Here is a 25,252-nt window from a genome sequence, read left to right as displayed (position 1 = left end):
GCGACCGACCTCGTCGTCGTCATACAGGGCGCGCCACCCCCGGAGCTCCAGTCGCGGTTCCACTGTGCGCGTTGGCCACCAAGACGTCGTCAAGCCACTCAAGTCTCTTGCGGCCGGGGATGCCGGACCAGATACTTGTGGCCGCCAGCCATCACGACTATTGCCAGGCCAGAGCCGACGAGCGTGTAAAGGGCGCGATCGGCGATCGCCTGCGCAACATCGTGGGTCCCCCCGGCGGTCTGCAGGACCACCGCCGGGGTGAGGAATGTGACGAACACCCAGTACGGCAGTCGCAGGTTGGCCCACGCCGCAAGGATGGTCAGCACTGCGGCGAGCGCGGCGATCAGGCCGGGCAGGTGATGGAACGCGACCACGACAACCGCAGCGGCCGTCGACCCTACAAGGGTCCCGACTACACGCTGGCTAACCCGAGTGATCGCAGACGCGTAGTAGGGCTGGACCACGACGTACATGGTCAGGACGATCCACCACGAATTGGGCGGCAGCCAGGTCAACGAGATGAACGAGGTCAGCGCTACGAGTCCTCCCATCGCCGCGGCGAAGTACACGGAGGTCCGATTCGGTACAGCCTCGGGCGGGGTGACATGCACCTTGTTGATCGCGAACGCCCCGAACGTCGCAGTCCACACACCACCGATCAGCAGAACCACCATCACCATGAGGATCGACTCCGGTGAGGCGTCCGCCGAATACCTGCCTGACGGCAGCGCCACGTGCATATCCCCTATCAACGCGAGGGCGGCGAGCGGGGCAGCGAAGGACATCATCACATGCCACCCCCGCCGGGCCGAGAGCCCCGTCGCCACGCCGAGCAGCAGCATGTACGCGGCTCCGACAACAGGCGGCAGGTCGCGCAGCAGGAGGGAGATCCCGACAATCACCGGCGTCAGCGCGGCTGCGGCAAAGGCGAGACGACGACCCGCGAACAGCCCCATGAGTGCCGGAAGCATGCCCAGATACCAGAGCGAGCCGTTCGACTTCCACGACGACAGGTCCAGCACGACGATCGGGGCGAGGACGAGTATCGCCGCCAACGCCGCCACCGCGATGCGCGTATCGGGCTTTCCCGTGCTGGACTGCGGAATCGCACCCGTTATTGAGGTCACGATGCAAAGGTGGCACAAACTACGGAGAGTTGAGGGCGAATGCGCAGGAGGCCATCACCCCTCCCATGGACGGACCCGGCCGGTCGGCCGGTTGCCGCTTTACACGGGCATCCAGGCGGAGCCCTGCGCGTCGCGACTGAAGAACTCGTCGTCGTCAAAAATCCTGGCGACGAGGGGCAGCCGCGGCGCGCACACGTACCGCACCGCGGTGAGTCGCACCGTCACGCCCGGGAGCTCGGCTGCCAGCCGAGCGGCGATCGTCCGCCCCTCGCGGTACCAGGCGACGGGATCCACATCGGCGCTCCAGCGCGGCAACCCGTAACCGTAGCCGGGAAGTCCCAGGTCACGCCCGGTATCCACGCCGTCGGAGTCGTAATCGAGGAAGCCGCGGCGCCATTCTTCGTTCCACACTCGCAGTCGCTCCTCGAGTTCCGGGGTGAGACCCAGCGAGCGCGGCGTGGCGAAACCAATCGGCCCCTGGCCCGAACGGAGCCGGGGCGGCTGGTGGTACGGCAGCGCACCGGCCCAGAGACCCCACTCGACGCCGTACTCGGGCATGAGTTTCAGCTCGGCGGGCACGTCCGGGTCGGGCTCGTTGCCGGGCATCCGCCAGCCGACTTCTCGCTTGTAGTGGCCGGTCAGGGCGCAGACATAGTCCAACTGGTCCGCGGCGAGCCCGCACACGACGTACTTCTCCGCGCAGCAGAACACGAAGTGCTCCGGATAGTGCTCACCCAGCCGCCGGGCGAGCTCGTGGCCGCGGTCGAGCCACGCCATCTCGTCGAAGCCGTCGCGCCACACCGGCTGGTCGACCGGGCGGTCCCCGAGGTGAAGGAAGTTCGACTTGAACTCCTCGATCCACGTCTCAATCTGATCGTGCAGTTCCGCCGGGATCTGCAGGTCACCAGCCATGCCCTGGTCATAGCCGGAGTGTCCGGGCGGAAAGACGTCGGGAGACGCCGAGATGTAGGGCCGGTAGTCGATGACCGGGTGGAGCGCGACGTGCAGACGCATCGGCCCGTGGCCCGCCTGGACCCGGCACGCCGCCCGGCACAGGTGCGACGGACGCAGCCCTTCGAAGGTTCCGTCAGGCGAGACACGCATGGGCTGCAGGGTAACCCGCGGCGTCGCGTGAAGGCGGTTCGGTAGGGCCGCCACCCTCTGACCTGCGGTGCCCTGCACAGTGCTTCCAGGGCGCCGCAGGTCAGCAGCGAATCCCTGGCAGACTGTGCGGCGTGGGCGGCGGGCGAGGCGAGAGTGGATCGATCCGATCCGTCTCAGGGGCAACCCCTGGGTACACATCACAGTTAGTTCCTGCGTCCGGTGCCGCACGGCACGCTCCGCGTGCGAATCGGCACCGCCGAGACGAGTTCAGGGTCGCCTCGCCCGCCGGCCACGGTCCCGCTGTCTGATGACCGAGCCACGCCCGCCCGCGCGACTGTCCCCTGCCGAAGTGGGCGACGCCGCCGCATGGTTCTCCCGCACCTACACCGGCTGGACCTGGCCGGAACTCCTGCGGGCCCTCGAAGCCGTCCTACCGGGCGACGTCGCGCGCGAGGTACTCCCGTCGCTGCTGATGCTCCCGCGCGAACCCCGGCACCCGGCCGAGACCCTGCGGCGAGTGCTGGCTCCGTGGACCGCCCCGCCGGCAACGCGTGCCCTGTCCTTCGACGTGTCCGAGCCGGCTCGGCCCGCCGCGGCCTTCGACGGGCTGCCCGCACTGCGCACGGCGCGCGACGTCGCCGAATGGCTGGATCTCACCATCGGCGAGCTCGAGTGGTTCGCCGATCACGGCGGCTGGCTGCGCACGGCGACTCCCGGCCTGCCCCACTATCGCGTGTGGACGCGGGAGAAGCGGGACGGGGTCCGCGTCATCGAGGCACCCAAGCCGCGACTGCGGGAGGTGCAGCGGCGGATCCTGCGGCACCTGGTCTCGCGGATCCCCGTTCACCGGGCTGCCAAGGGGTTCGTCCCGGGGTCGTCCACCGCCGACTTCGCGTGGCCGCACTCCGCGAAGCCAATCGTGTTGCGTGCGGACCTGCGTCACTGCTTTGAGAGCATCACCGCCCCGCGGATCGCAGACGTGTTCCGCCGAGCCGGATACCCGCCCGCGGTCGCCCGGCTTCTCGCCGACCTGTGCACCACCGCGACCCCTGCGGACAAGCTCCGCGGCGTCCCCTCCGAGCACGCCGCCTACCTCCGCGGCCGACATCTCCCGCAAGGGGCGCCGACGTCTCCACATCTGTCGAACCTGGTGATGCGCTCCCTGGATCGACGCCTGTACGGTTACGCCGCGGCCAACGGACTCACCTACACGCGTTACGGCGATGACCTCGCGCTATCCGGGCACGAGATGAACGCCGGCCGGGCGCTGTGGGTCGTGCTCAAGGTGATCGCCTCCGAGGGGTTCATCGTCCACGCGGGCAAGGTGCGCGTCATGCGGGCGCACCAGCGCCAGACGCTCGCCGGGCTCGTCGTCAATGACCTCCCCCGGGTCAGCCGCGTCGAGTACGACAACCTCCGCGCGCTCCTCCACAACGCCCGCCGCTCCGGCGCCTCCTCCCAGAACCGCGCCGGGCACCCGGACTTCCGAGCCCACGTCCTTGGGCTCATCGCCTGGGTCGGCGCGAGTGATCCCGTCCGTCGCGAGCGACTGCTGCGCATGGCCGACGAGGTCGACTGGGCGAATTGAGTCGCCCGTCCCGGTGACGAGCGCGGGCCGCCGCGGCCAGCCCGCCTCGTCGTCGTCCCTCTGTCGTCAACTTCGCCGCTCTCCTCCCACGCGCCCACCCCTCTGACCTGCGGCGCCCCGAACACCCTGCCCAGGGCACCGCAGGTCAGCCCACTGATGATCTCGCCTTCTTACTGTGTGCCATTTACATACTGTGTGACACACACTATCGTGTGCCACATGGGCGATGAGACGGACACGGTACTCAGTACCCACCTTCAGGAGTTGCGGCGCGGCTCGGTGGTACTCGGGAGCCTGCTCGCGTGCCGGACGCCGCAGTACGGCTACGGACTCCTCACGACGCTCGCCGAGGCCGGGATCGCAACGGAGGCCAACACGCTGTACCCACTCCTGCGACGGCTCGAGAGCCAGGGACTACTCACCTCGCTCTGGCACACCGACGAGCCGCGGCCCCGCAAGTACTACGAGACGACCCCACTCGGCGCGCAGACCGCCGAACGCCTGGACTCCGAATGGCGAGCGCTGGGCATCGGCTTCACCGAACTCCGGAAGGCAGGCCAACCATGACCGCATTGACCGATCGCTACATCACCGAGGTGGTGCGCCGACTCCCTGAGAACCAGCGCGACGACATCGCCACCGAGATTGCCGCCATCATCGAGGACATGGCCGCGGCCGAACTGGATTCCGCCGTCGCACCCGGCGCCGATCCGGACGCCGCCGAACGCGCGGCGCTCGCCCGGCTCGGCGACCCGGCCGTCCTGGCCCGCCGCTACTCCGGGCAGCGGCAGTACCTCATCGGGCCGGGCACGTACCCGGTGTGGGTGCGGGTGCTGCGGTGGTTGCTACCCGTCGTCGGCGTGATCGCCGCGCTGGCCAACGGCATCGTCTACGTGGCCACCAAGCCCGAGCCCGAACTGGGCGGATTGATCGGGCAGGTCGTCGGAGGTGTCGTGCCCGCGCTCCTCGGCGTCTTCGCCGCGTGGACGATCATCGTCGCGATCGTGGAACGCTCCACCCCGGACGGCACGCCCGGGCCGTTCGCGCCGTCGCCCGACTGGGATCCCGCGACCCTGGAGGCTGCCCCGCCGCGAACTGAGACCCGCGTCGACGCGATCGTGTCACTGATCGTGCTGGCCGTCCTCGCCGCCGTGCCGTTCATCCCGTCGACGTTCCTCTACATCGGGCACCTGAACAACGGCGAGCCACTCATCAATCCGGGCCTGCCGACCGCCTGGCTCGCGGGCTATCTGATCCTCCTCGCGGCACTCGCCCTGATGCAGGTGTGGCTGCTGGTCCAACCGGGCGCACGGCGTGGACGGCTGGTCATCGAGGTGGCCGTCGACGTGGCGTTCGGCGTGTTCCTCACCGCCCTCGTGCTGATCCAGGGCCAGGTGATCCACCCGGACCTCGTCGCCACAGACGCCGATGGAACGACCACCGCGATCCGGTGGGTCGTGATCATCGCGATCTGGGCGATCGTGGTGTGGGACCAGGTCGAGACCCTGCGCGCGTACCGGCGAGAGGCCCGGTAAGGGGCAGACGAGAGGCCCGGCGAGGGGCGGTCGATGCCACTCACCGGGCCTCCATCAGAGACTTCCCGCTAAGGACTCCTCAGCTACCGCCACCCGCCGGTGCGGCACCAGAGCCGCTGTCGGCCTCGGTGTCGTCGCCGCCCGCGAGGGAGGCGGTGAGGCCGGCTCCCACGCCCACGACGCTGCCGTTGACGCTGCCTGCGCCCACCGATCCGAGCGGACCGAGGATGTCGTTCGCCTGATCGGCGACCACCTGCGGGTCGATGCCGAAGTAGTTCACCAAGTTGCCGAGCCGGGGGCCGATGATGCCCTCCCTGGCGCAGATGACCCCTGCCGCCGCAGGCTCGTCCGCCGGAGCGGGCGCGTCCCAGGTCACCGTCTCGCCGGCCGGCACTCGAAGACCGCTCGTGACGCCGGTGCCAAAGGTGGTGGCCGTCCCCACCAGATCGAGTCCGGGTCCACTGACAACCGCGGCGGGCTCACCCTGCGGGCTCACCGTCAGAACGGAGACGCCGCCACCACCCTGGATCGTGCCGAGCACCCCGAGCGATCCCAGGCTGTTCGGATTGATCTCACGGGGATCGATGTCGTTCTCCTCGATCGTGCTGTACGGCGCGGTGAAGCCGATGCACTGCTGGGTCGCGTCGCCCTCGTTGGTGTAGGCGACCGTTGGGCCGCCTTCCGCGTTGGGGACACGAAAACGGGGCCGTTGAGCGCGATGCTGGCGAGCTGGAGGTCGTTGGCGACCTCCGACGAGCCCTGGGCGCCCGCCGCGCCGGCGCCGGCCAGGATGGTTCCGCCGGCAAGCGCCGCCGCCGAGGCCAGTGTTGCGATTCTCTTGCTGTGTGCCATTGCTTCTCCTCCGAACGGGCAGATCCGGCGGTACGAGACGCTCACTGTGAACGCGTGGACCCGTACCGTGGCACGCCGTCCGCCGAGCCGCGGGCAGTTTTCTCCCGCGTGAGTGAGGCTTCACTCCCCTGTGCAACACCGGAACCTCTCCGCCCCCGCAGCAACAGCCATTCCGTCCTCGCTCCGTCACAGTCAGGCGCGTGTCCGGTGCTCAGTACCCCTTGCCGACCTCCACCAGCGACAGCAGCTCGCCTCCGGCCGCGAACCGCCGCAGGTTCTCGGCCAGGAACGGCGCCATCTCTTCCGTGAGTCGGCCGGCCGGGTTGGCGACGTGCGGGGTGAGGACGACGTTGTCGAGATCGAACAGCGGGTCGTCGTCGGCCGGCGGCTCCGGGTCGGTCACGTCGAGGGCGGCCCCGCCGAGGGCACCCGCGGCGAGTGCGCGGTACAGCGCGGCCTGGTCGATGAGCGGCCCGCGCGCGACATTGACGACCCACGAGTGCGGCTTGAGCAACGGCAGGGTGCGGTCGTTGATCATGTGACGTGTCTCAGGCGTGTCCGGGGCCGCCAGTACGACGTGGTCCGACTGTGCGAGCGCCTCATCAGTCCGGTCAGCCGACATCGTGACGTCGGCGCCGTCGACCGTGTGCCCGGATCTGTTGACGGCGAGCACCGTCGCACCGCACGCCTTGAGCAACGGTGTGAGCTCGCGTCCTATCCCGCCCGCTCCGATGATCGAGACCGTGGAACCCCGGAGGGTCCGGACCGCCGGGTCAACGGTGTCCTTGGCCCAGTGGGTCTTGGCCGAACGCACGATCTGCCGGGTGCCCCCGAGCAGCAGGGCGAGGGCGTGCTCGGCGACTCCACGCGCGTAGAAGCCGGAAGCGTTGGTCCAGAGCCGCTTGTCGTCGATCACCTCCGCGTCGACGAAATGCTCGATGCCGGCAGTGCTGAGCGCGACCCACTCGATGGCGTCCGGCAACTCCGGGAACCCGTCCGGCCCACCGATCCACACGAGGATTTGCGCCTCCGAGAGTGGGACGACCGATCCGCCGACGACCTCCACGGCGTCGGTCAGGTGCCGATCCTGGTTCGGCCCGATCGCTACCCGTAATCCCCGCGAGTCTCCTGAACCAGCTGCCATTGAGAACTCCTTCGTGGGCTCGCGCGCGACCTCGTCGTCGTCGATCATTCCTGAAGGTTCACACAACCGGGGCGCGTCGTCGACTGGTCACAGATCCCGCCCCCGTCGGCGCCTGTTTTGGGGAAACGCGAAGCGCTGCGACCAATCGGCGGGGGCGGGGGCGCGGGGCACGGGGGCGACCAATCGGCGGAGCGCGGAGCGCGGGGCGCGCGGGGGCGCATGGCGGGGGTAGCGTGGGGCGGCACGCGGAGGCGCGGGAGGCGCAGGCAAGGCGGGCCCGCAAACGACGAACGCCCCCGTCATGTGGACGGGGGCGTTCTTGACGTGCGCCCGAAGGGACTCGAACCCCTAACCTCTTGATCCGTAGTCAAGTGCTCTATCCATTGAGCTACGGGCGCATACTCATATTCTTCTGTCGTGCCAGATCAGCCGGTCGCCCGGCTCTCCGACATGGCGGAGGCGAGAGGATTTGAACCTCCGGTCCCCTTTTAGGAGGACAACTCATTAGCAGTGAGTCCCATTCGGCCGCTCTGGCACGCCTCCTGGAGGCTCTGCTGAGCCAACGAGGAATAACAGTACACACAGCCGTCGTCGGTTCGCAAAACGCCCGGTCACCTGCTGGTCACCCGATAGTCCTACGCTGTACTCATGTCCCCTGACGTGCGCAACGATCTCGACGCCATCCCCGCCTACGTTCCCGGCGCGACCGTGCCGGGTGCGGTGAAACTCGCCTCGAATGAGACGACGACGGGGCCGCTGCCGAGCGTGGCCGTCGCGATAGGTGAGGCCGCCTCCGGCGCCAACCGATACCCCGACATCACGGCGCGCGCGCTTGTGGAGCGGCTCGCCGACTTCCTCGGGGTGGCACCGGGAAACGTCACGACCGGCTGTGGCTCGGTGGCGCTGTGCCAGCAGCTCGTGCAGGCGGTATGCGCGCCGGGCGACGAGGTGATCTTTGGCTGGCGATCGTTCGAGGCGTACCCGATCATCACCCGCATCGCCCACGCCGTGCCGGTGCAGGTCCCCAACAGCGCCGACGGCTCGCTGGACCTGGACGCGATCGCGGCCGCCGTCACCGATCGGACCCGCCTGATCTTCGTGTGCACCCCCAACAACCCGACGGGCCCCGCTGTCAGTCGCGCCGAACTCGGGGCGTTCCTGGACCGCATCCCCGATCGCGTCACCGTGGCCCTGGACGAGGCCTATTACGAGTACATGCGTTCCGAGGACCCCGTGGACGGGGTCCTCGAGGCCATGTCCCGGACGAACGTCGTCTCCCTGCGCACCTTCTCCAAGGCCTACGGGCTGGCCGGCCTGCGGGTGGGCTACCTGGTGGGCCCGGCGGAGCTCGTCACGTCGGTCGCCAAGATGATGGTGCCGTTCTCGGTGAGCTCGCTGGCGCAGGCCGCGGGCATCGCATGCCTCGAGGCCGGCGACGAACTGCGGGTGCGCACCGATGCGGTGGTCGCCGAGCGCGGCCGTGTCCGTGATGCCCTGCTCGGGATGGGCTTCACGGTTCCGGACAGCCAGGCCAACTTCGTCTGGCTGCCGCTGGGCGACCGGTCCGCGGCGTTCGACGAACACTGCGGCGAGCGCCTGGTCATCGTCCGCTGTTTCGCCGGCCACGGGGTGCGGGTTTCAATAGGCGATCCCGATGAGAACGACAGGTTCCTCGCTTCCGCGAAGGAATTCGTAACCGGAATGTGACTGTTCCGGCGGGGTCCCGTGACCTGGCGACGGCACCATGGGCGAGGTTCGGGAAGCAGACCTCAAGTCCGCTTTCCCTTCTGCCACGCCCAACTACGGCCGCCCTGTGAGGAGTCGATGTGCAGCAACTGAGTTCACGCCCTGTGCCGAACTCCGCAGCTGCCCATACGTCCGTAACGACGATCACGTCCCGGCCGGGCTCCGCCGCCACGGTGGCGGCGCTCGTCATCGCGGCCGTCACCGCGCTGGCCATGGGTCTCGTCCAGGCGCCCGTCGCGGCTGCTCAGGCGGGTGCGGCCAACGAAACCAGTAAGCCCTGGAGCCCGTCCGTCGAGGCGCAGACGGTGCGCATCCTCGGGATCGGCGAGTTCTCGGGGGCACTGTCCCGACCGGTCGGCTTCCAGGGCGAGTTGCGCGACGGATCCGGGAACGTCCGCCCCGCCGGCGGGGGTCCCCACCTCGCCGCCACCGTCGCCAAGCTGCGCGCCCAGTCCGACAACGCGCTCCTGCTGGCCACCGGCGACTCGATCGGCGGGACCGCACCCGAGGCGGCGTTGTTGGGCGACCGTCCGACCATCGAGTTCTTCAACCGCATCGGGGTCGACGGGGCCGGCATCGGCCGCCGCGAGCTCGACAAGGGCGCCGACCACATCCGTTCCCTGGTCAAGCCCGGTTGCCGTTCCGAGCAGGAGTGCCGGGTCGACCCGCCGCTGCCGCCCTTCCGCGGGGCGGCTTTTCCGTTCCTGGCCTCCAACGTGGTCCCGTCGCACGACGCGGCGCCGACGTTTCCTTTCGCCATCCACCGGGTCGGCGACGTCCGCGTGGGCGTCGTGGCGGTGACCATGCCGCCGGAGGGGGCTCCGGAGACCACCACCCGGCTGGCCGACCCCATGCGCGCGCTCGATGACACGGTGGAGTCGCTGCAGTTCCTGGGCGTCGAGGCGATCGTCGGCCTGGTCCAGTCCGATTCCGTGCACGACAACCTGGACCCCGGGGCCTGTCCGGAGCAGCTCACCGAGATCGACATGGTCAAGAACGTCAACCCGGCGGTCGACGCCCTGATCGTCGGCGCGTCCGGCGGCCCGGCTACGTGCCGCATCCTCGACGCGGACAACGACGAGCGGGTGGTTGTCGCCCCTGCTTCCCACGGCCGCTCGGTCACCGTCGTCGACCTGGCCGTGGATCCCACGACCGGCCACGTCATCCGTCCGCAGACGTCGGTGTTCAACCAGACGGTCAACCTGGATATAGAGCCGGATGCCGCCACCGAGGAGCTCGTCCGTCAGGCGCGGGCAGCCTCGGCGCCGGCTGCCCGCGAGGTGATCGGCGAGGCATCCGAGACGATCCCGCTCGAGATGGACGAGAACGGTGAGTCCCCGCTGGCCGACGTGATCGCCGACGGGCAACTCCACGCGGCGCGCGGCCGGGGCGCGGATCTCGCGCTGTCCAATCCGGATTCGCTCCTGGCCGACATGCCGCGAGGCCCTCTCGACTATGCCACCCTGCACACCGTCCAGCCTTACGGCGACCGCCTCTACCTGGTCACCGTCACCGGCCAGGACCTCCAGGACGCCTTCGACCAGTTCGCCGACGACATCGGCCACCACGGCGCCGCCGTGTCCTCGAACGTGCGCTACACCGTCGATATGAGCAAACCCGAGGGGGCGCGCGTCACCGAGCTGACGGTGGACGACGAGCCGGTCGACCCGGCCGCCGAGTACACCGTGGTGGTCAATGAGTTCCTCTCCTCCCCCGAGTGGAACGGCTCGCCGTTCGCCGAGCGCGGCACCCGCCGCGAAGCCGGCCTCACGGACATCTCCGCGCTGACGCGCTACGTCACCGATGAAGGACCGCTCACGTCGCCGAAGCCGGGCCGGGTTCGCGTCATCCGCTGATCCCCCTGCGCTTTCTGGCGGGAGGCAGCCCCATACGTGGCGATACGTTCGCGTCGCCTCGCCCAGACGCTAAGCTGAGCTTCATTCTTTGCGCGGCATCGTGCCGCACGAGACGCCCAGCGGACGCTCGCGCCGTGCGAGGTTGCTCTTGTCGAATGAAGACTCTAACGAGGTAGTGACTGTGTCCCTGAGACGTGGTGTCAGCCGTCGTCCGTATACCGCGGCGATCGCGCTGTCCCTGGCCTCTGCGCTCATCGCGCTGCCGGCCTGCGCCTCCCCCGAACCGGTGGCGAAAGTTGACCCGACGGTCGACGGCCCCGCGCGACTGGACGAGGTCGCGGTGCAGCGCTTCGAGTACCCGACTCGTGCCGGTGAGCCCGATCCCGAGCAGAACTGGGCCGATCTCTATATCCCGGCGGGTGAGGAGGAGGTCGATTCCCTGCCGCTGGCCGTGATCATCCACGGCGGCGCGTGGCAGAGCGAGATCGGCGCGGATGCGTTCGACCCGCTGGCCCGCGAGCTGGCCACCCGCGGCATGGCGGTCTACAACATCGAGTACCGGCGACTCGGTTCGGGCGGAGGCTGGCCCACGACGTTCCGGGACGTCGCCGACGCCCTCGACCATGTGGTGAAGGTCGACGAGATGTTCCCGCAGATCACGATCGACGACGAGGTGGTCGTGGGGCACAGCGCCGGCGCCCAGCTCGCCGTGTGGGGTGGGACCAGGCATCTTCTCGACGACGACGAGGTCGGCTCCCAGCCCAGGTTCCGCCCCACCCGGGTCGTCTCGATCGCCGGGCCCCTGGACGCGGTCTACGCGGCCGAGAACGGCGACGACCGGATCGTCAAAGCGATCGGCGGCACCCCGTCGCAGGTGCCGGACCGCTACGCGATGGTGGACCCGATCCAGAACATCGCCCCGGACACCCCGGTCGTGGCGTTGCACGGCTCCGAGGACACGGTGGTGTCGCCCGAGAACTCGCGACGCTACGTCACCTCGGCCCGCCGGGCCGGCGGCGACGCCAAGCTGATGGTCATCGACGGCGAGAACCACGTGTCGATCGTCTCCGGCGACTCCCCCAACTACTCGAAGGTCCTCGATACGATCGTCAGCGTCTCGGATTCGGACCTCGACAAGGTCGTCACTCCCTGACCTCTCGGGGCAGAACTGCTCGTCTTCGGGGCCGGAGGCCCCCGTGCACCGTCCAGACCCATGTCTCCCACGTCCTGCACAAGCTCGACCTGCGCACGCGGGTCGAGCTCGCGGCGCTGGTCGCCGCACGCGGGCAGCGGCGTCATTGATCAGCCGTCGACGGCTACGTGCCCGACGGTGACGGGCCCCAGGACGACGGGGTGGAGGCCGGCCACGTCAACCGGCCCCAGCACGCCCACGTCGACCCGGTGCAGCAGGTCCGCCCCCACATCGTGGCGCTGTGACACCAGAGCGGTGAGCACACAACTGCCGTCGGCACGGGTCTCGATCCGGGGGTCCTTCATCGCGACCTCGACGATGTTGAACCGCGCCGTGGCCGTGACGGTGCCGCGGTACCGCTGGATACCGTCGCCGGCGGCGGCCTCGGCGGCGTGGTCGCGGGTGAAGCTCACGCGCTCCCCGTCCTGCTCGGCTGCTCCGGACCGCGGGTTGATGCCGCCCTGGAGGGCGGAGGTCGCCTGGTGGACGAGGCCGGCGTCCACGACGAGGTCAGGGGTCGGCTCGGGCGGGGTGTCGGGCCCGGGCTCGGGCGAGTAGGCGATCGGGACGTAGAACTCCTCGGCGGCGTTGACGGAGCCGGCGCCGGCGTAGACGTACACGCCCCAGTTGTCGCCCGGGGTGTTCTCGGCAGGGTCTACGACGATCCGGGCGGTGAAGCTGCCGTCGTCGGCCATCGGCTGGGCCACGCGGGCGATGGAACGATGCATGTCGATTGGCGCCTTGGGAATCGCCTCGAGCGTTCCGGCGGGGGTCACCCATGCCATCCGGTCGTGCGGGTGGGTGCGGGAGCCGGCCGGGGCGTCCTCGCTCGGCTTCCAGTGGTCGGGGAACGCACTGTAGAGGACGTACACACCGTTCGGGACACCCGGCGGGACCGGCAGCGGGAAGCCGCCCTGGTTGGCCTGCGGGGAGAAACCGGTGCCGTGGATCAGCAGGACGTCGCCGCGGTGGACGGTGAGGCCGTCGACCGGTCGGCCGTCCTCGGTGGTCACGGTGACCTGTGGGTTCTGCTGGACCTCGGGGAAGACCGGGAGGTCGTCGGGGACCGTCGGCGCGGCGGACGCCGTGGCCGCGGTGCCGGCCACGGCGGGGGCGAAGGGGACGACGACGGCGAGGGCGATCGCGCCCAGGAAGCTCTTCCACAAGCTGGTCATACCCACAACCATAGGTTAGGTGACCCTAAGATCGACCCTCGCCCTCGAGTTCCCGCCCGCGCCTTGCGCAGCGCTTGCACTGCACTGCCTGCAGATCTTCTGCGGAAGTAGGGGGCTTACCACTATGCATCTCTAAGTACTGGCAACAGGCTACAAATCCGTAGCCGCACGACCATTGCTTCCGCTCCGTGTTTTTCGCGGTGTAATGGCTGAGCCATAGGACGACCCCAGGAGGTTGGGCAAGCTCTGCCGAGGGTCTAGACCAGAACAAAGCAAATTGTCGTGGGCGCTAAGCCAACTCGATCGACCCGTCGTCGTCGGATCCATCCCCGGACGCTTCGATCCGTCACTCCCTCACCCCTCCGCGTCCACTTGAGGCATTGATTGCAGAACGCCCGTTAATAAATCGCTCATGCTTGAGCACTAGCACCATCAACGGCCGAAACCTGCACCGGCCCTACTCGCACCGAGTTCGACCTGAAGGTGCCACAACGTTTACCCGATGTGGGCGAGGGCCGAAGCGCTAACCGCCTGGACAGGTGGGCCGCACCTGACAGCCAGTTGGGCGATGCCCGACACACCTGCGCGCCCTCAAGGTCAACGAACGCCCCCGAGGCGGCAGTGAGCCAAGTCGCGCCACACATCTGTGAAGACTGTAAGTTAATGACATGCATAGAGCGACAGCACTGGCCGGCACAACCCTTGCGAGCCTCCTCGCGCTATCGGCTTGCGGAAGCAGTTCCGACCCGGACATGACACCTCCCGCAAGCCCTGCCAGTGCAACCCAGAGCGCGGAATCGGGGCCCCCACGCAACGAGCGCGGGCACCTCGCTAAGACCATCGGTGAGACCGGTGGTGTCGCGGGGTGTGGCCAAGATGGCAACGAAATGTGCGTCAAGTTTGTTGTTACGTCCATCGAAACTGCGCGGGAATGCTCAGGGAGCTATGCCGAGCCCCCCGAGGGCATGTTTGTTCGTATCGAGATGAACGTGGAAACCTCGCCCGACATGTCGAAAGGCGACCCTCTGCTGCCTTACTTCAATCCAGGCCACGGTAGTTGGCAGGCAGTGAAGGCCGACGGCTACACCGTTGGCACCCAGGAGCTAAACACAGTTTCCGTCTACACCTGCGAGGAACAGCCTGGGTCCACTCCCTCACAGCTAGCTTCGGCCTCCAAGTACCAGACTGGAGTGATAATTGACGCCCCAGTGAACACGGTCGCCGTAGTTTTTGACCCGTATTCGGAAGGCAACGGCTGGGAATGGGATATCCCGCAGAGATAGCGCCAGCCCCGTTGAGATCTCGATGCAGTCCGAAAATCAGCCTGATCCACTCTAACTAGCGGGCACATCTTGACTCCGCTATCGTAAGTGAGGCCTTATGTGGAATCCTCCGATCAAGGCTCCCTCCCAACCAAAGGAAACACGCATGGATCCCTTCCAGCACTTCATGAACTCTCCGATGATGAAGCAATCGCTAGAGCAGTTTACCTACATGACCGGGTTAGGCGAAGAGATGTACTGGCCAGTGATGGGCGGCGTGATCCTCGCTGTTTCCTCGCTCCAGGTTCTCCTACTCTAAGATTGGCCGGATCGACCCGGAAGAGCTTCGCAACGTTCTTCATTCCGCGCCTCCAACCTCGGAATGGAGAACGTTGCGCAAGTAAATAAACTAGCCCGCCTCAACGCAAGAAGAGACCTGGGGCCACTCATAGTCGCTTAAGTGCCACTTACTTAGTCTTTCTGAGCGGCCCCCAGCGGATTTTGTTTGCCGCACTTGCTCATGGCGATCGCGCGGGTTTCCTCATTACCGCTAGGCGGACCGTGATATCAAGTGTTCACCGTATAGCGACACCGCTCGGAGGCCGCAATTCCCTGCGCACCTACCGGGTTTGCCTTGACTCCGGACACGAGTCGGTCGAGTGGCGCCCGTTGCACCCTGATCTTCGACACGAGAGGGATCAACACGTCCTAATTGCGGGACCACGAATCAGCGGCGTCCACTCGCAAGTTTGCAATTTTGCGGAAGTGGAGGGATTTGAACCCCCGGTGCTGTTTAGGCACGCTCGCTTTCAAGGCGAGTGCATTCGGCCGCTCTGCCACACTTCCCCGCCGCCGGCCGCGACACGCGCGACTGCGTAGTTCCACGTGGAACTACACGCTGACGACGGTGACCATCGTAGTGGACCCCCGACGACCGCACGAAGCCGCGCCTCCACGACCCGATCGATCCCGGCCGGATGCCCGGTCCTGCGGTCGCGACTACGGTCGGGTTCATGAAGGCCATCGAGTACACGAACGGACCCGACACCCTCCGCCTGACCGAGGTCGACGATCCGACTCCCGAGCAGGGCGAGGTCGTGATCGATGTGGCGGCCACGGCAGTGAACCGCGCCGATCTGCTGCAGTCCCGGGGTCACTACCCGCCGCCTCCGGGCGCGTCGGAGATCCTCGGACTGGAGTGCTCGGGTCGCATCTCGGCGGTCGGCGAGGGCGTGGAGGGCCTGGCGATCGGCGACGAGGTGTGCGCGCTGCTCGCCGGCGGCGGCTATGCCGAGAAGGTCGCGGTCCCGGCCGGCCAGGTGATGCCGGTGCCAGCGGGAGTGTCGCTGCACGAGGCGGCGACGCTGCCGGAGGTGGCGTGCACGGTGTGGTCCAACCTGGCGATGACGGGCGGCCTCGGCCGCGGAATCCTCGCCGGGGACGCTCACTGGGGAGATCAGGAGCTGGGCGCGCCCCGGGTCCTCATCCACGGCGGGGCGGGCGGGATCGGTTCGCATGCGATCCAGGTGTGCCGCGCCCTCGGTGCACGGGTGGCCACCACCGCCGGCGGACCGGAGAAGGTACAGATGTGCCGCGATCTGGGCGCGGACCTGGTGGTCGACTACCGGGACGAGGACTTCGTCGAGAAGGTCACGGAGTGGACCGAGCACGACGCGCGTGGCCGCGGTGTCGACCTGATTCTCGACGTGATGGGGGCCAAGTACCTCGAGCGGAACGTGGCATCGCTGGCTCCGGACGGCCGCATCATCGTGATCGGCCTCCAGGGCGGGGTGAAAAGCGAGCTCAACCTGGGCGGATTGCTGCCCAAGCGCGCCGGGATCATGGCGACGAACCTCCGGGCCCGCCCGGTGGACGGGCCCGGAGGGAAGACCGGCATCTGCATGGAGGTCGTGGACCACGTCTGGCCGCTGGTGACCGCCGGCGATGTGACCACCCGCGTCTCACGCGAGATCCCGCTGGAGCGAGCCGCCGAGGCGCTCACCCTTCTGGAGTCCGGCGAGTCACACGGCAAGATACTGCTGACCGTAGGCTGACCGTGGCCTCCGCCGGCCTGCTGCGGTTATCTCGGACCTGATCGACTCCCCGACCCCCGCTACGCGATCTGGACTCGCCCGGAACCCCGGGGACGTAGCGTGACCGCATGACAGCCGAGTTCGATCCCCGGCCGGCCTCCTGCCGGAACCGGCCGGGAGCCAGAGACTGGGACATGATCCGCGCCTGGACCGACGACAAGTACATGAGCTTCGATGTCCGCCCGCACGGGAGGCGGATCACCCCGTCGTCGTCAATGTACTCGGTTGCCATCGGCGAGGTGACCATGACGCACTTCACCTACGGTATCCACGTCGACCTGGACGGCTTCGCAGTGGACTCGGGCAACATTCTCGTACTCACCACCGTCGACGGGAACACCCGACACGCGGGCCTGCGTGACAGCACGGAACTGGCAGGCGGCCAGACCTATATCGTGGATTGTGCGCACTCGCCCTACCGGCTGGAGGCGGACACCGAACACCTGCAGCTCAACCTGACCATCCCCCAGCGTCTCCTCACCGACCTGTCTCTCCGGTGGTACGGCACAGCTCCCGACAGTCGGCTGTGGTCCCGGCCGGCCGTCGTGGGCGGCCCCGGCAGTCCGTGGCTGAGCCTTCTCGACTACACGTCCCGGACCGCCGCGGTGGATCCCGCGGCGGTCGCGTCAGGGCCGGCAGGTCGCCACCTCGAGGAGATGCTGGTCGCCCAACTGCTGGGCGACTGGTCACGCGGGGTCGGCCTCGACCTGTCGTCGCCGCGTTCCGTTCCGGCCCCCGGATACATCCGGACAGCCGTGCACTACATCGATGCCCACGCCCATGACCTGCCCACCGTTTCCGAGATCGCTGCGGCGGCCGGGGTCAGCGCCCGCGCCCTGAGCGGCGGTTTCGCCAAGTACGTGGGAATCTCCCCGCGGGCCTATCTCAACGAACGCCGGCTCCACGGAGTGCGCCGCGAACTGGCCGGCGGAGCCGCTTCGGTCGCCTCTGCCGCGCACGCCTGGGGCTACGTCAACCTCGGTTCCTTCGCCGCCTCCTACCGCCGCCGATTCGGCGAGAACCCGTCACAGACCCTGAGAAGCTCCTCGCACATCTGAGTGCCGACTCCGGACATCCGGTTCCGATCCGCGACGTCAGCTGTCGAGCCGACGGGTGACGATCCTCCCGACCCGCTCCCCGCGGGCCCCCGGCCGCACCGCGGCCCCGAACCCGGAGGTTGTCCGATGACCGCCCTGAACACCCGACTCGATGGCATTCTGAACCGCACCACGACCGCCGCGGTCCCGGAGGCGCGTATCCCCGGAGTCGTCGCCAGCGTCACGCGGGCCGACGGCACCATCTACGAAGGCGCGTCGGGGTTGCGCTCGACCGCAGACGAGGCACCGATGTCGACAGACACGGTCTTCTGCATGTTCTCCACCACTAAAGCCGTCACTTCGACCGCGGTCCTGCAGTGCGTCGAGGAGGGTCTGGTCGATCTGGACACGCCGGCCTCCGAGTACGTACCGGAGATCGCGGATTTACAGGTCGCCGAGGGAGTCGATTCGAACGGCGCGCCCGTCCTGCGCGCTCCGTTCACGCCCGTCACCACCCGGATGCTGCTCCTGCACACAGCCGGCCTCGGCTACTCGTTCTTCTCCGACCTCTACGCCGGATTGCTCGCCGAGACCGGCCAGCCCGACATCATCGGCGCCACCAAGGACTCGCTGATGTCGCCGTTGCTGTTCGAGCCCGGCACACGATTCAACTACGGCACCAACATCGACTGGGCGGGCCTGGTGGTGGAGGCCGTGCGGGGCAAGCGATTGGGCGAGGTCATGGCCGAGAGAATCTTCACCCCGCTGGGGATGAACGACACCGCCTTCACCATGACCCCGTCGATGGCAGGACGACTAGCCGCCGTCCACCAGCGTACCGAGGGCGCCCTGGCCCCGAACGGACTGGTGCTCCCCCAGGACCCAGAACTCCACATGGGTGGGCACGGCCTGTACTCGACAATGCCGGACTACACCCGGTTCCTCCGGATGTGGCTCCGCGACGGCGACGGAGAGCACGGCAGGGTTCTGCAGCCAGCCACGGTGGCTGCCGCGGCGGTGAACGGACTTGGCGACCTGAAGGTCTCCGCAATCAAGACCTCGATACCCGCGCTCTCGCACGACGCGGAGTTCTTCCCGGGGCAGAGCAAGTCGTGGGCGTACTCGTTCATGGTCAACGACCAGCAGGCACCGACCGGCCGCAGCGCGGGGTCTCTGTCCTGGGCCGGGCTGGCGAACCTCTACTACTGGATCGACCGCGAGGCCGACGTCGCCGGGATCTGGGGCAGCCAGGTTCTGCCGTTCATGGACCCCGCCGCCGTCGACAACTTCCTCGAGTTCGAGACCGCCGTCTACCAGTCCCTGTGACGCGTGGGGGGGCTACTCGGTGAAGCCGCGGGATCGCCGGCGCGACGTCCCGGTTCCCGACGTTCGCAGCGAAAGCCTGCTCGTATTCGCTCCATAGGGCGTCCGCCCTGTGAGGTCATCCACCTCGCACCCGGAGCCGGTCCAGTGCATCGAGGGTCTCATCGCACCACGCGAGCCACGACCGCTCCCCCTCGATGCCCAGGGTGAGCACGCGGTGCTGGAGCACCCCGCGCACATTCGAGGGGTCCACGGCGGGGAAGTCCCGCTCCTCGATCGCGAGGTAGTGCTCGAGGAGGTCCTTCCGTCTCCGGCGGTGGTGCTCGAGGGCGTGGCGGAGCTCGTCCGTCCTACCGGTCACCGCGGCCGCCCGCACCCGCACGGCGAGCGTCGAGCGCATCGGCTCCGGCTCGTCCGGTTCTCCGACCCATCCCTCGAGCAGCACCCGCCCGTCGGCCGTCACCGCGAAGCGCTTGGGCTGCCCGCGCCGCGGCGGGCCCTCCTGCGGCAGCTCGCGAATGAGGCCGTCGGTGGTCAGTCGGTCGAGCTCCCGGTAGATCTGCTGGTGCGTGGCCGGCCAGAAGTAACCGATGGACTTGTCGAACCGGCGGGCGAGTTCGATGCCGCTGCCCTCCCGCTCGGTGAGCGAGGTGAGGATCGCGAACTTCAGGGACATCCGCTCAGCGTGCGGACGCGGAGGTGGTGGCGGCGGCGGTCGCGGAGAGCGCCCCGGCCGCCAACTCGTACTCGGTGCGCAGCCGGTCCACCAGCTCGCGGGACGTGACGGTCGCCGTCACCGCGCCCACTCCCTGGCCGGCGCCCCAGATGTCCCGCCACGCCTTGGAATCACCGGCCTCGCCGGTGCCGAAGTCCATCGCAGACGGGTCCGACTCGGCGAGGTTGTCCGGGTCCATGCCGGCTGCCTCGATGCTGCCGCGCAGGTAGTTGCCGTGGATGCCGGTGAACAGGTTGCTGTAGACGATGTCGGAGGCCGTGCTGTCGACGATCATCTGCTTGTAGCCCTCCGTCGCCCGCGACTCCTGGGTGGCCAGGAACGCCGAGCCGATGTAGGCCAGGTCGGCGCCCGCGGCCTGGGCAGCGAGGATCGAGCGCCCGTGCGAGATCGCTCCCGAGAGCAGCAGCGGGCCGTCGAACCACTCACGGATCTCCTGCACCAGCGCGAACGGCGACTGGGTTCCCGCGTGGCCGCCGGCGCCCGCCGCCACGGCGACCAGACCGTCGGCGCCCTTCTCGATGGCCTTGCGCGCGAATTTGTTGTTGATCACGTCGTGCAACACGATGCCGCCGTACGCGTGCACGGCCTCGTTGACCTCCTCACGCGCGCCCAGCGAGGTGATGACGATGGGCACCTCGTGCTCGACGATCGTCGCCAGATCCTCCTCGAGCCGGTCGTTGGAGCGATGGACGATCAGGTTGACCGCGAACGGTGCGACATACGCGCCGGGATTCGCCGCCGCGTAGGCGGCGTTGCTCTCGGTGATCTGGTCGAGCCACTCACCCAGCAGCGACTGCGGGCGCGCGTTGAGGGACGGGAACGAGCCGATCACGCCGGCCTCGCACTGTGCGGCCACGAGCTCGGGACCGGAGTAGATGAACATCGGCGAGGCCACCACGGGGACGGTCATGGGGCCGGAGAGAACTGGGGGAAGGGCCATCGGGCTTTCCTTTCGGGGCGGGAGGCGCACACTGGCGCATCGATTCCGACGGTACGTCCGTCAGCTCGTTCGTGCAACAGTTTGCATAAAGATCGAGCGGGCCCCGCTGACGAGCCGCCACTACAGTCAGCACATCCCCTGGTGCACGGCAGGGAATGCGTACCGGGGTGACGGCTGGTCACCACGTAGTTGGAGGAGCCACGCCCTACAGGGCTGAGGCGGCGTCCAGAAGCGGCCCCAGTGCGATGAGCATGACCAGCGACCAGGCGACGTGAGTGATGCACGGGCCCAGAACGCCTCCGGTACAGCGCCGTTGAACCGCCGTAACGGCACCGAGAATCACGGCGGCCAGAACGAGAAGCGGGATGCCGGTGGTCGCGGTCACCGCCGCGTAGACGATCGTCGTGATGATGATCGGGTGGACCCGCTGCGTGGCGGAGTACACGGCGCCGCGATGGAAGCACTCCTCGGCGATCCCGTTGACGGCGGTGAGCGCGGCGACCGCCACGAGATTGCCGCGGGTGCCGTGCGCGAGGAGGTCGTCCACCGGATCACGCAGCGCGGGGATCTGGGCGACGACGAGCGCGCCGGCACAGAAGAGCGCGACCAACGCCGCCGCGATGCCGACAGAGGTCACCACAGGTCGCCGGCCGGGACGATACGGTTCGCTGCCGAGGTGGACGGGGCCCGAGGCGAACGCGCCGATCAACCACACCAGTGCCAGTGCGGCCGTCGCGGGATAGAACAGAGGGTCGCCAGCCGGGATCCGGAGCGCCCACGCGCTGATGATCACTCCCGCGGCGAGCGTGACGATCACCACGACGAGCCGACGCCGGCGCAGTGCCGAGGGATCCGTGGGGTCCTCGTCCCCGGTGCGCAGCGCGCGCAGGTACCGCCCGGGCACGGTGTTCGAGGCGGTCATCAAGGGTGCTCCGACAGGTACACCGGGGGAATCAACTCTCCGGCAGTCGTCCGGCACGCGACATCCATGGTAATTCTCGTCAGCTACCCGCCCGCCACAGCACCGGGGGACGGACTCCGGCCCAGTCTGCGTCGGAGGGCAGCTGCGTGGCCGGGTCGCCGAGAGGATCGGCCTCTGGCCAGCTCGCCGGATTCCGCGGGCCGATCGGGACCCGCAGTGCCTGGCGAACCGCGTCTCGATAACCGGTCCGCCCGCCGGCAGGGGCTCCCAGTACGGACTCCGCGTCGTCTCGATGAACGATCGCCTCGGAGCGCAGCGACTCGATCAGCGGGCCCGCCAACCCGCGGGGAAGGGGCGTGACGAGCCCGCTCCACAGCGCGGACAACGTGGGCGTCAGCAGCGGGACCGGCAGCATGATCCGTCGGTGCAGTCCGGCTTCCTCGGCGAAGACCTGCATCATCTCGCCGTACGTCAGCACGTCGGGGCCGCCGACGTCGATCGTGCGGCTGTCCTCGATCGAACAACCGACCGCTGCGGACAGGTAGTGCATCACGTCGGCGACGGCGATCGGTTGGATCCGGTTGCCCACCCACCTCGGCGTGACCATGGCCGGCAGGCGACTGGTCAGGTGTCGGATCATCTCGAACGATGCCGAGCCCGAGCCGATGACGACACCGGCCTGCAGCACCAGCGCCGGCACGGACGACCCGAGGAGGATGCGCCCGACCTCCACACGCGAGCGCAGATGGTCCGACAGATCCTCCTCGCCGGGCGGATGCAGGCCGGACAGGTGGACGATCCTGTCGATGCCGGCGGCCTCGGCCGCACGGACGAAGGTCCGCGCGGTCTCACGCTCCTCGCGGACGAAATCCGGCGAGGTGCCCATCGCGTGGACCAGGTGGCAGGCGACATCGACCTGACTCAGCGCCGCCGTCAGTGTCTCCTCGTCCTCGAGACCGCCCCGGTGGACGGTGACGGCCTCCCGCCACGGGACGTCCGCGAGTTTGTCCGGCGTACGAACCAGCACCGAGACACGCGCCCCGTCGGCCAGCAGCCGGGGGACCAGCCGAGAGCCGACGTACCCTGTTGCTCCGATCACCAGGACCGCACGAGGTGCGGCAGCGGAATCGCCCCGGGGGTCGGTCACCGGCCGGGCCTGCCGGCGTCTCGCGCGGCCGTGGAAGAGCGCGTCATCTCACAGCTCCACTGTGCCGCTCGTGCCCATATCGGGCGTGTGGTCGTCTCCGGACACCGCCGCCCGGACGAACGACGCGACGTGCGCGATGGTGGAGCCGCTCGAGTCCCAGTACTCGGCCGAGTCGGCGTGGACGACGAGACCGACGGCCGTCTCCGGGCCGTCCGGAAACCATGCTTCAGCCGCAGCGCTCCAATTCTGGTCGACGGTCTCGCGGGAGTCGTCGACCTCCGCCCGGCCTGAGACGGACACGAATCCGTCGGAGGACTGCACGGAGACATTGACCTTCGAGTTGGCACGAACCTCGGTGACCAGATCGCCGTCGCGCGGGGCGAGGAATCGGATCCGGCCGTCGAATGCGGAGTCCTGCCGCGTCATCGGGCGGGCCTCGAGCCGGCCATCGGCCGCGGTGGTGGTGACCATGCAGATGGGCGACTTCTCGACGAGGTCGGCGACGATCTGCTCGGGCGAACGGGTGTCCTCGGACATTTCGGATCCTCTCGCGATCGCGGATGGCCGTGTCATCGGCCCGTCGTGGGGACGGTACCGCCGCGGTCGCGATCCGAAAACCGCTAGCCGATCACCGGATTTCCTCGACGACGCTGGTGCCCGAGCCCGGACGCGACTCCCAGGTCCAGGCCTCGTGGAACCGCACGCGGCCGTCGACCGTCACCTCGATCGTCGACTCGCAGACTCCGCCCGAGGTCTGCCCGTCGGTGCCCAGGTGCGAGTACCGGAAGCGCAGCACCTCCCCGGCGCGGGTGCCCACCAGGTAGCCGCGGACCACGGCGCCGCCGCCGTACTCGGCCCAGATCACCTCGCCGTCCTGGCGGTAGGTGAACACCGTCGCGTGCCCCACCTCGCCGTCGGCGGAGTTGGTCACGCCGGCGAAGCGCCGCCCGTCGAGGCCGATGTCCTGCGGCGTCACAGCGGGTACACCTCGTCGGCCAGCGCTTCCGCCGCGGCGATCAGCGCGGACACCGCCGACGAGTCGAAACCGCCCGCCGTCGGCGGGTTTGGTACCCGGGGGTCGACGACGACGTCGTGCGCGTTCACGGTGACCCACGGCGATCCCGCATCGGCCAGCGACGCGTGCTTGACGTCGTAGTACGCCGACCCGCTCCGGAGCGCCACTCCGAAGGCTCCGCGCGCGGCCGCGAACAGATGTGGATGGAAACGGGTGGTCAGCCATACCTGCCCGGACCGTGCGGGCAGTCCCGTGGCCCACAGCTCCTGGAACGGCACGAAACGCGCCATGGGCAGTTGCAGACCGGCGAGCGCGCGGCCCACCTCGTCGTCGTCGCCCCGACCGACGGCCCCCGTGTCGGTCGCTGACGCGGCGTCGGCGCGGGCACACACCAGGTCCCACACCACGCGGTCCCCGCCGGGGATCGACTCCACCACGGTGATCCGCTCCCCCGGGATCTTCCAGGCGGCGAGAATCTGCGCGACGGCCCCGGCGACGACCTCCGGCTCCGCCAGATCCGACTGCGCGCACAGCACGAGGTCGCGGGCGGCGTGGGGGTCGTCGGAGTAGACGGGGTGATCGCCGGCCTCGATCCCGCCTCCGCCCGCAAGGGACAGCCAGCCGTCGTCGCCCACGAGATGGACGGGCGCGTCGGTGTCCGCCAGCAGGTGGCGGGACGCGGCGTCGCGGACGGTGACCAGGTCGAACCCGGCCAGCGCGTCGGCGAGCGGCCCGACGTCCGCGCACGGGGTGAAGCCCTGCCCCGTGGCCACCACGTTCGCGTCCGCCAGCCGGCCGGCCTCCGCCGCGCCGGCCACCACGCCGAGGTGATGCGGCCACTGGTCGTTGACGTAGCCGCCGCCGATCAGATGGATGATGGATGCGCTACGCAGCAGCTCGATGCCCGAGGCCAGCGCCGGGCGTGTGCCGAGGTCGGCGACCGCGTGCCGGCAGAACGCGACGGCCGCGGCGGCGGGGGCTGCGGTGGCGGGGGCTGCGGTGGCGTCGGAGTCGGCGCCGGCGTCGGCCGCGGAGGGCTCGTGCCCCGCGTGCTCCCCCGCCAGGCGCCACAGCGTGTCGGTGAACAGCACGTCCGGGTGCTCGGCGTGATGCAACACCGCGGCCTGTCCGGGGGTGTGGCAGTCCACCACCACGGGCGTGCCGGGCAGGCGATGCCGCAGGTAGCGCAGCCAGCCGGCCAACAGCTGTTCGTCGCCGTGGTTCGGGTGGCCGGCCGGGGCCACCAGGTAGATCGGCCGACTCTCGTCGCGGGGCCGGCCCCAGCGGGCGTCCGCGGCGGCGCGCAGCCCGTCCAGCGAGCGACGCGCCCGCTGCCGGAGCCCGGCGGCGACACGATCCGGCAGACGCTCACCCGGCGAGGGCGGCGATGGATCGACGGACGCGGCACGGCGCAGCGGGGACGACATGGCTCCACCCTGCCGCACCGCGCCCGGCGTC

At 68.9% G+C, this 25,252-nt stretch carries 23 protein-coding genes and 3 tRNA genes; 11 read left to right on the top strand and 15 right to left on the bottom strand.

Annotation, left to right across the window (positions count from 1 at the left end; translation table 11 throughout):
* Positions 1–98: 98 nt before the first annotated feature.
* Entirely contained in the window at positions 99–1,127 is a 1,029-nt protein-coding gene (locus ACWGLC_RS15355) for an FUSC family protein (RefSeq protein ID WP_452100687.1), read from the bottom strand.
* Positions 1,128–1,226: 99 nt separating this feature from the next.
* Positions 1,227–2,231: a hypothetical protein gene (locus ACWGLC_RS15350; protein ID WP_452100686.1), complete on the bottom strand. Its 1,005-nt coding sequence runs from the start codon at positions 2,229–2,231 to the stop codon at positions 1,227–1,229.
* 307 nt (positions 2,232–2,538) lie between these two features.
* Between ACWGLC_RS15350 and ACWGLC_RS15345 the strand changes: the two genes are divergently transcribed.
* The 3 genes from ACWGLC_RS15345 (at position 2,539) to ACWGLC_RS15335 (ending at position 5,354) form a co-directional block, all read left to right on the top strand.
* Positions 2,539–3,819: a reverse transcriptase family protein gene (locus ACWGLC_RS15345; RefSeq protein ID WP_452100684.1), complete on the top strand. Its 1,281-nt coding sequence runs from the start codon at positions 2,539–2,541 to the stop codon at positions 3,817–3,819.
* A gap of 219 nt (positions 3,820–4,038) precedes the next feature.
* A complete protein-coding gene (locus ACWGLC_RS15340) occupies positions 4,039–4,386 on the top strand; it encodes a PadR family transcriptional regulator (RefSeq protein ID WP_452100683.1) in 348 nt (115 codons plus the stop codon).
* Entirely contained in the window at positions 4,383–5,354 is a 972-nt protein-coding gene (locus ACWGLC_RS15335) for an HAAS signaling domain-containing protein (protein ID WP_452100682.1), read from the top strand. The genes ACWGLC_RS15340 and ACWGLC_RS15335 overlap by 4 nt, the downstream gene beginning before the upstream one ends.
* A gap of 79 nt (positions 5,355–5,433) precedes the next feature.
* Here ACWGLC_RS15335 and ACWGLC_RS15330 read toward each other — a convergent pair whose 3' ends face one another.
* The 4 genes from ACWGLC_RS15330 to ACWGLC_RS15315 all read right to left on the bottom strand — a co-directional run bounded on the left by ACWGLC_RS15330 (position 5,434) and on the right by ACWGLC_RS15315 (position 7,893).
* Positions 5,434–5,895, bottom strand: coding sequence for a hypothetical protein (locus ACWGLC_RS15330; RefSeq protein ID WP_452100681.1), 462 nt, complete (start codon positions 5,893–5,895; stop codon positions 5,434–5,436).
* A gap of 522 nt (positions 5,896–6,417) precedes the next feature.
* The gene (locus tag ACWGLC_RS15325) at positions 6,418–7,350 is read right to left on the bottom strand and encodes an NAD(P)-dependent oxidoreductase (RefSeq protein ID WP_452100701.1); all 933 of its coding nucleotides are present in this window, start codon (positions 7,348–7,350) and stop codon (positions 6,418–6,420) included.
* A 325-nt stretch (positions 7,351–7,675) separates the two neighbouring features.
* A tRNA-Arg gene (locus tag ACWGLC_RS15320) sits at positions 7,676–7,748 on the bottom strand.
* A 53-nt stretch (positions 7,749–7,801) separates the two neighbouring features.
* Positions 7,802–7,893: transfer RNA gene (locus ACWGLC_RS15315), tRNA-Ser, on the bottom strand.
* Between the two features lie 105 nt (positions 7,894–7,998).
* On the opposite strand from ACWGLC_RS15315, the gene ACWGLC_RS15310 reads away from it, so the two are divergent.
* The 3 genes from ACWGLC_RS15310 (at position 7,999) to ACWGLC_RS15300 (ending at position 12,105) form a co-directional block, all read left to right on the top strand.
* Positions 7,999–9,057 (top strand): histidinol-phosphate transaminase, encoded by a 1,059-nt coding sequence (locus ACWGLC_RS15310; protein WP_452100680.1) that lies wholly within the window; start codon positions 7,999–8,001, stop codon positions 9,055–9,057.
* A gap of 119 nt (positions 9,058–9,176) precedes the next feature.
* Complete coding sequence (locus tag ACWGLC_RS15305) at positions 9,177–10,952, top strand: bifunctional metallophosphatase/5'-nucleotidase (RefSeq protein WP_452100679.1); 1,776 nt, start codon at positions 9,177–9,179, stop codon at positions 10,950–10,952.
* 175 nt (positions 10,953–11,127) lie between these two features.
* Positions 11,128–12,105, top strand: a complete 978-nt coding sequence (locus tag ACWGLC_RS15300; protein ID WP_452100678.1) for an alpha/beta hydrolase family protein — start codon at positions 11,128–11,130, stop codon at positions 12,103–12,105.
* A gap of 149 nt (positions 12,106–12,254) precedes the next feature.
* On the opposite strand, the gene ACWGLC_RS15295 is transcribed toward ACWGLC_RS15300, so the two are convergent.
* Positions 12,255–13,319: an HtaA protein gene (locus tag ACWGLC_RS15295; RefSeq protein WP_452100677.1), complete on the bottom strand. Its 1,065-nt coding sequence runs from the start codon at positions 13,317–13,319 to the stop codon at positions 12,255–12,257.
* Between the two features lie 989 nt (positions 13,320–14,308).
* On the opposite strand from ACWGLC_RS15295, the gene ACWGLC_RS15290 reads away from it, so the two are divergent.
* Positions 14,309–14,602: a hypothetical protein gene (locus ACWGLC_RS15290; RefSeq protein ID WP_452100676.1), complete on the top strand. Its 294-nt coding sequence runs from the start codon at positions 14,309–14,311 to the stop codon at positions 14,600–14,602.
* Between the two features lie 145 nt (positions 14,603–14,747).
* Positions 14,748–14,900: a hypothetical protein gene (locus ACWGLC_RS15285; RefSeq protein WP_452100675.1), complete on the top strand. Its 153-nt coding sequence runs from the start codon at positions 14,748–14,750 to the stop codon at positions 14,898–14,900.
* Between the two features lie 441 nt (positions 14,901–15,341).
* On the opposite strand, the gene ACWGLC_RS15280 is transcribed toward ACWGLC_RS15285, so the two are convergent.
* A tRNA-Ser gene (locus tag ACWGLC_RS15280) sits at positions 15,342–15,427 on the bottom strand.
* A gap of 167 nt (positions 15,428–15,594) precedes the next feature.
* On the opposite strand from ACWGLC_RS15280, the gene ACWGLC_RS15275 reads away from it, so the two are divergent.
* The 3 genes from ACWGLC_RS15275 (at position 15,595) to ACWGLC_RS15265 (ending at position 19,037) form a co-directional block, all read left to right on the top strand.
* Positions 15,595–16,635, top strand: a complete 1,041-nt coding sequence (locus tag ACWGLC_RS15275; RefSeq protein ID WP_452100674.1) for an NAD(P)H-quinone oxidoreductase — start codon at positions 15,595–15,597, stop codon at positions 16,633–16,635.
* Positions 16,636–16,742: 107 nt separating this feature from the next.
* Positions 16,743–17,732 carry a helix-turn-helix domain-containing protein gene (locus tag ACWGLC_RS15270; RefSeq protein ID WP_452100673.1) on the top strand — a complete coding sequence of 330 codons (990 nt, stop codon included), beginning with the start codon at positions 16,743–16,745 and terminating at the stop codon, positions 17,730–17,732.
* 126 nt (positions 17,733–17,858) lie between these two features.
* Positions 17,859–19,037 carry a serine hydrolase domain-containing protein gene (locus ACWGLC_RS15265; RefSeq protein WP_344992337.1) on the top strand — a complete coding sequence of 393 codons (1,179 nt, stop codon included), beginning with the start codon at positions 17,859–17,861 and terminating at the stop codon, positions 19,035–19,037.
* Positions 19,038–19,152: 115 nt separating this feature from the next.
* Here ACWGLC_RS15265 and ACWGLC_RS15260 read toward each other — a convergent pair whose 3' ends face one another.
* The 7 genes from ACWGLC_RS15260 to ACWGLC_RS15230 all read right to left on the bottom strand — a co-directional run bounded on the left by ACWGLC_RS15260 (position 19,153) and on the right by ACWGLC_RS15230 (position 25,221).
* Positions 19,153–19,710, bottom strand: coding sequence for a PadR family transcriptional regulator (locus tag ACWGLC_RS15260; protein ID WP_344992340.1), 558 nt, complete (start codon positions 19,708–19,710; stop codon positions 19,153–19,155).
* 4 nt (positions 19,711–19,714) lie between these two features.
* Positions 19,715–20,710: an NAD(P)H-dependent flavin oxidoreductase gene (locus tag ACWGLC_RS15255; protein ID WP_452100672.1), complete on the bottom strand. Its 996-nt coding sequence runs from the start codon at positions 20,708–20,710 to the stop codon at positions 19,715–19,717.
* A gap of 205 nt (positions 20,711–20,915) precedes the next feature.
* On the bottom strand, positions 20,916–21,632 hold the full coding sequence (locus tag ACWGLC_RS15250; RefSeq protein WP_344992346.1) for a CPBP family intramembrane glutamic endopeptidase: 717 nt from the start codon (positions 21,630–21,632) through the stop codon (positions 20,916–20,918).
* Between the two features lie 79 nt (positions 21,633–21,711).
* A complete protein-coding gene (locus ACWGLC_RS15245; protein WP_452100671.1) occupies positions 21,712–22,779 on the bottom strand; it encodes an NAD(P)H-binding protein in 1,068 nt (355 codons plus the stop codon).
* A gap of 48 nt (positions 22,780–22,827) precedes the next feature.
* Positions 22,828–23,316 carry a pyridoxamine 5'-phosphate oxidase family protein gene (locus ACWGLC_RS15240; RefSeq protein WP_452100670.1) on the bottom strand — a complete coding sequence of 163 codons (489 nt, stop codon included), beginning with the start codon at positions 23,314–23,316 and terminating at the stop codon, positions 22,828–22,830.
* Between the two features lie 91 nt (positions 23,317–23,407).
* On the bottom strand, positions 23,408–23,755 hold the full coding sequence (locus tag ACWGLC_RS15235; protein WP_452100669.1) for a hypothetical protein: 348 nt from the start codon (positions 23,753–23,755) through the stop codon (positions 23,408–23,410).
* Entirely contained in the window at positions 23,752–25,221 is a 1,470-nt protein-coding gene (locus ACWGLC_RS15230) for a polysaccharide pyruvyl transferase family protein (RefSeq protein WP_452100668.1), read from the bottom strand. The genes ACWGLC_RS15235 and ACWGLC_RS15230 overlap by 4 nt, the downstream gene beginning before the upstream one ends.
* Between the last annotated feature and the right edge of the window lie 31 nt (positions 25,222–25,252).

The sequence above is a fragment of the Dietzia sp. NPDC055877 genome (assembly GCF_053615975.1).
This window is presented reverse-complemented; position numbering and strand designations above follow the sequence as displayed.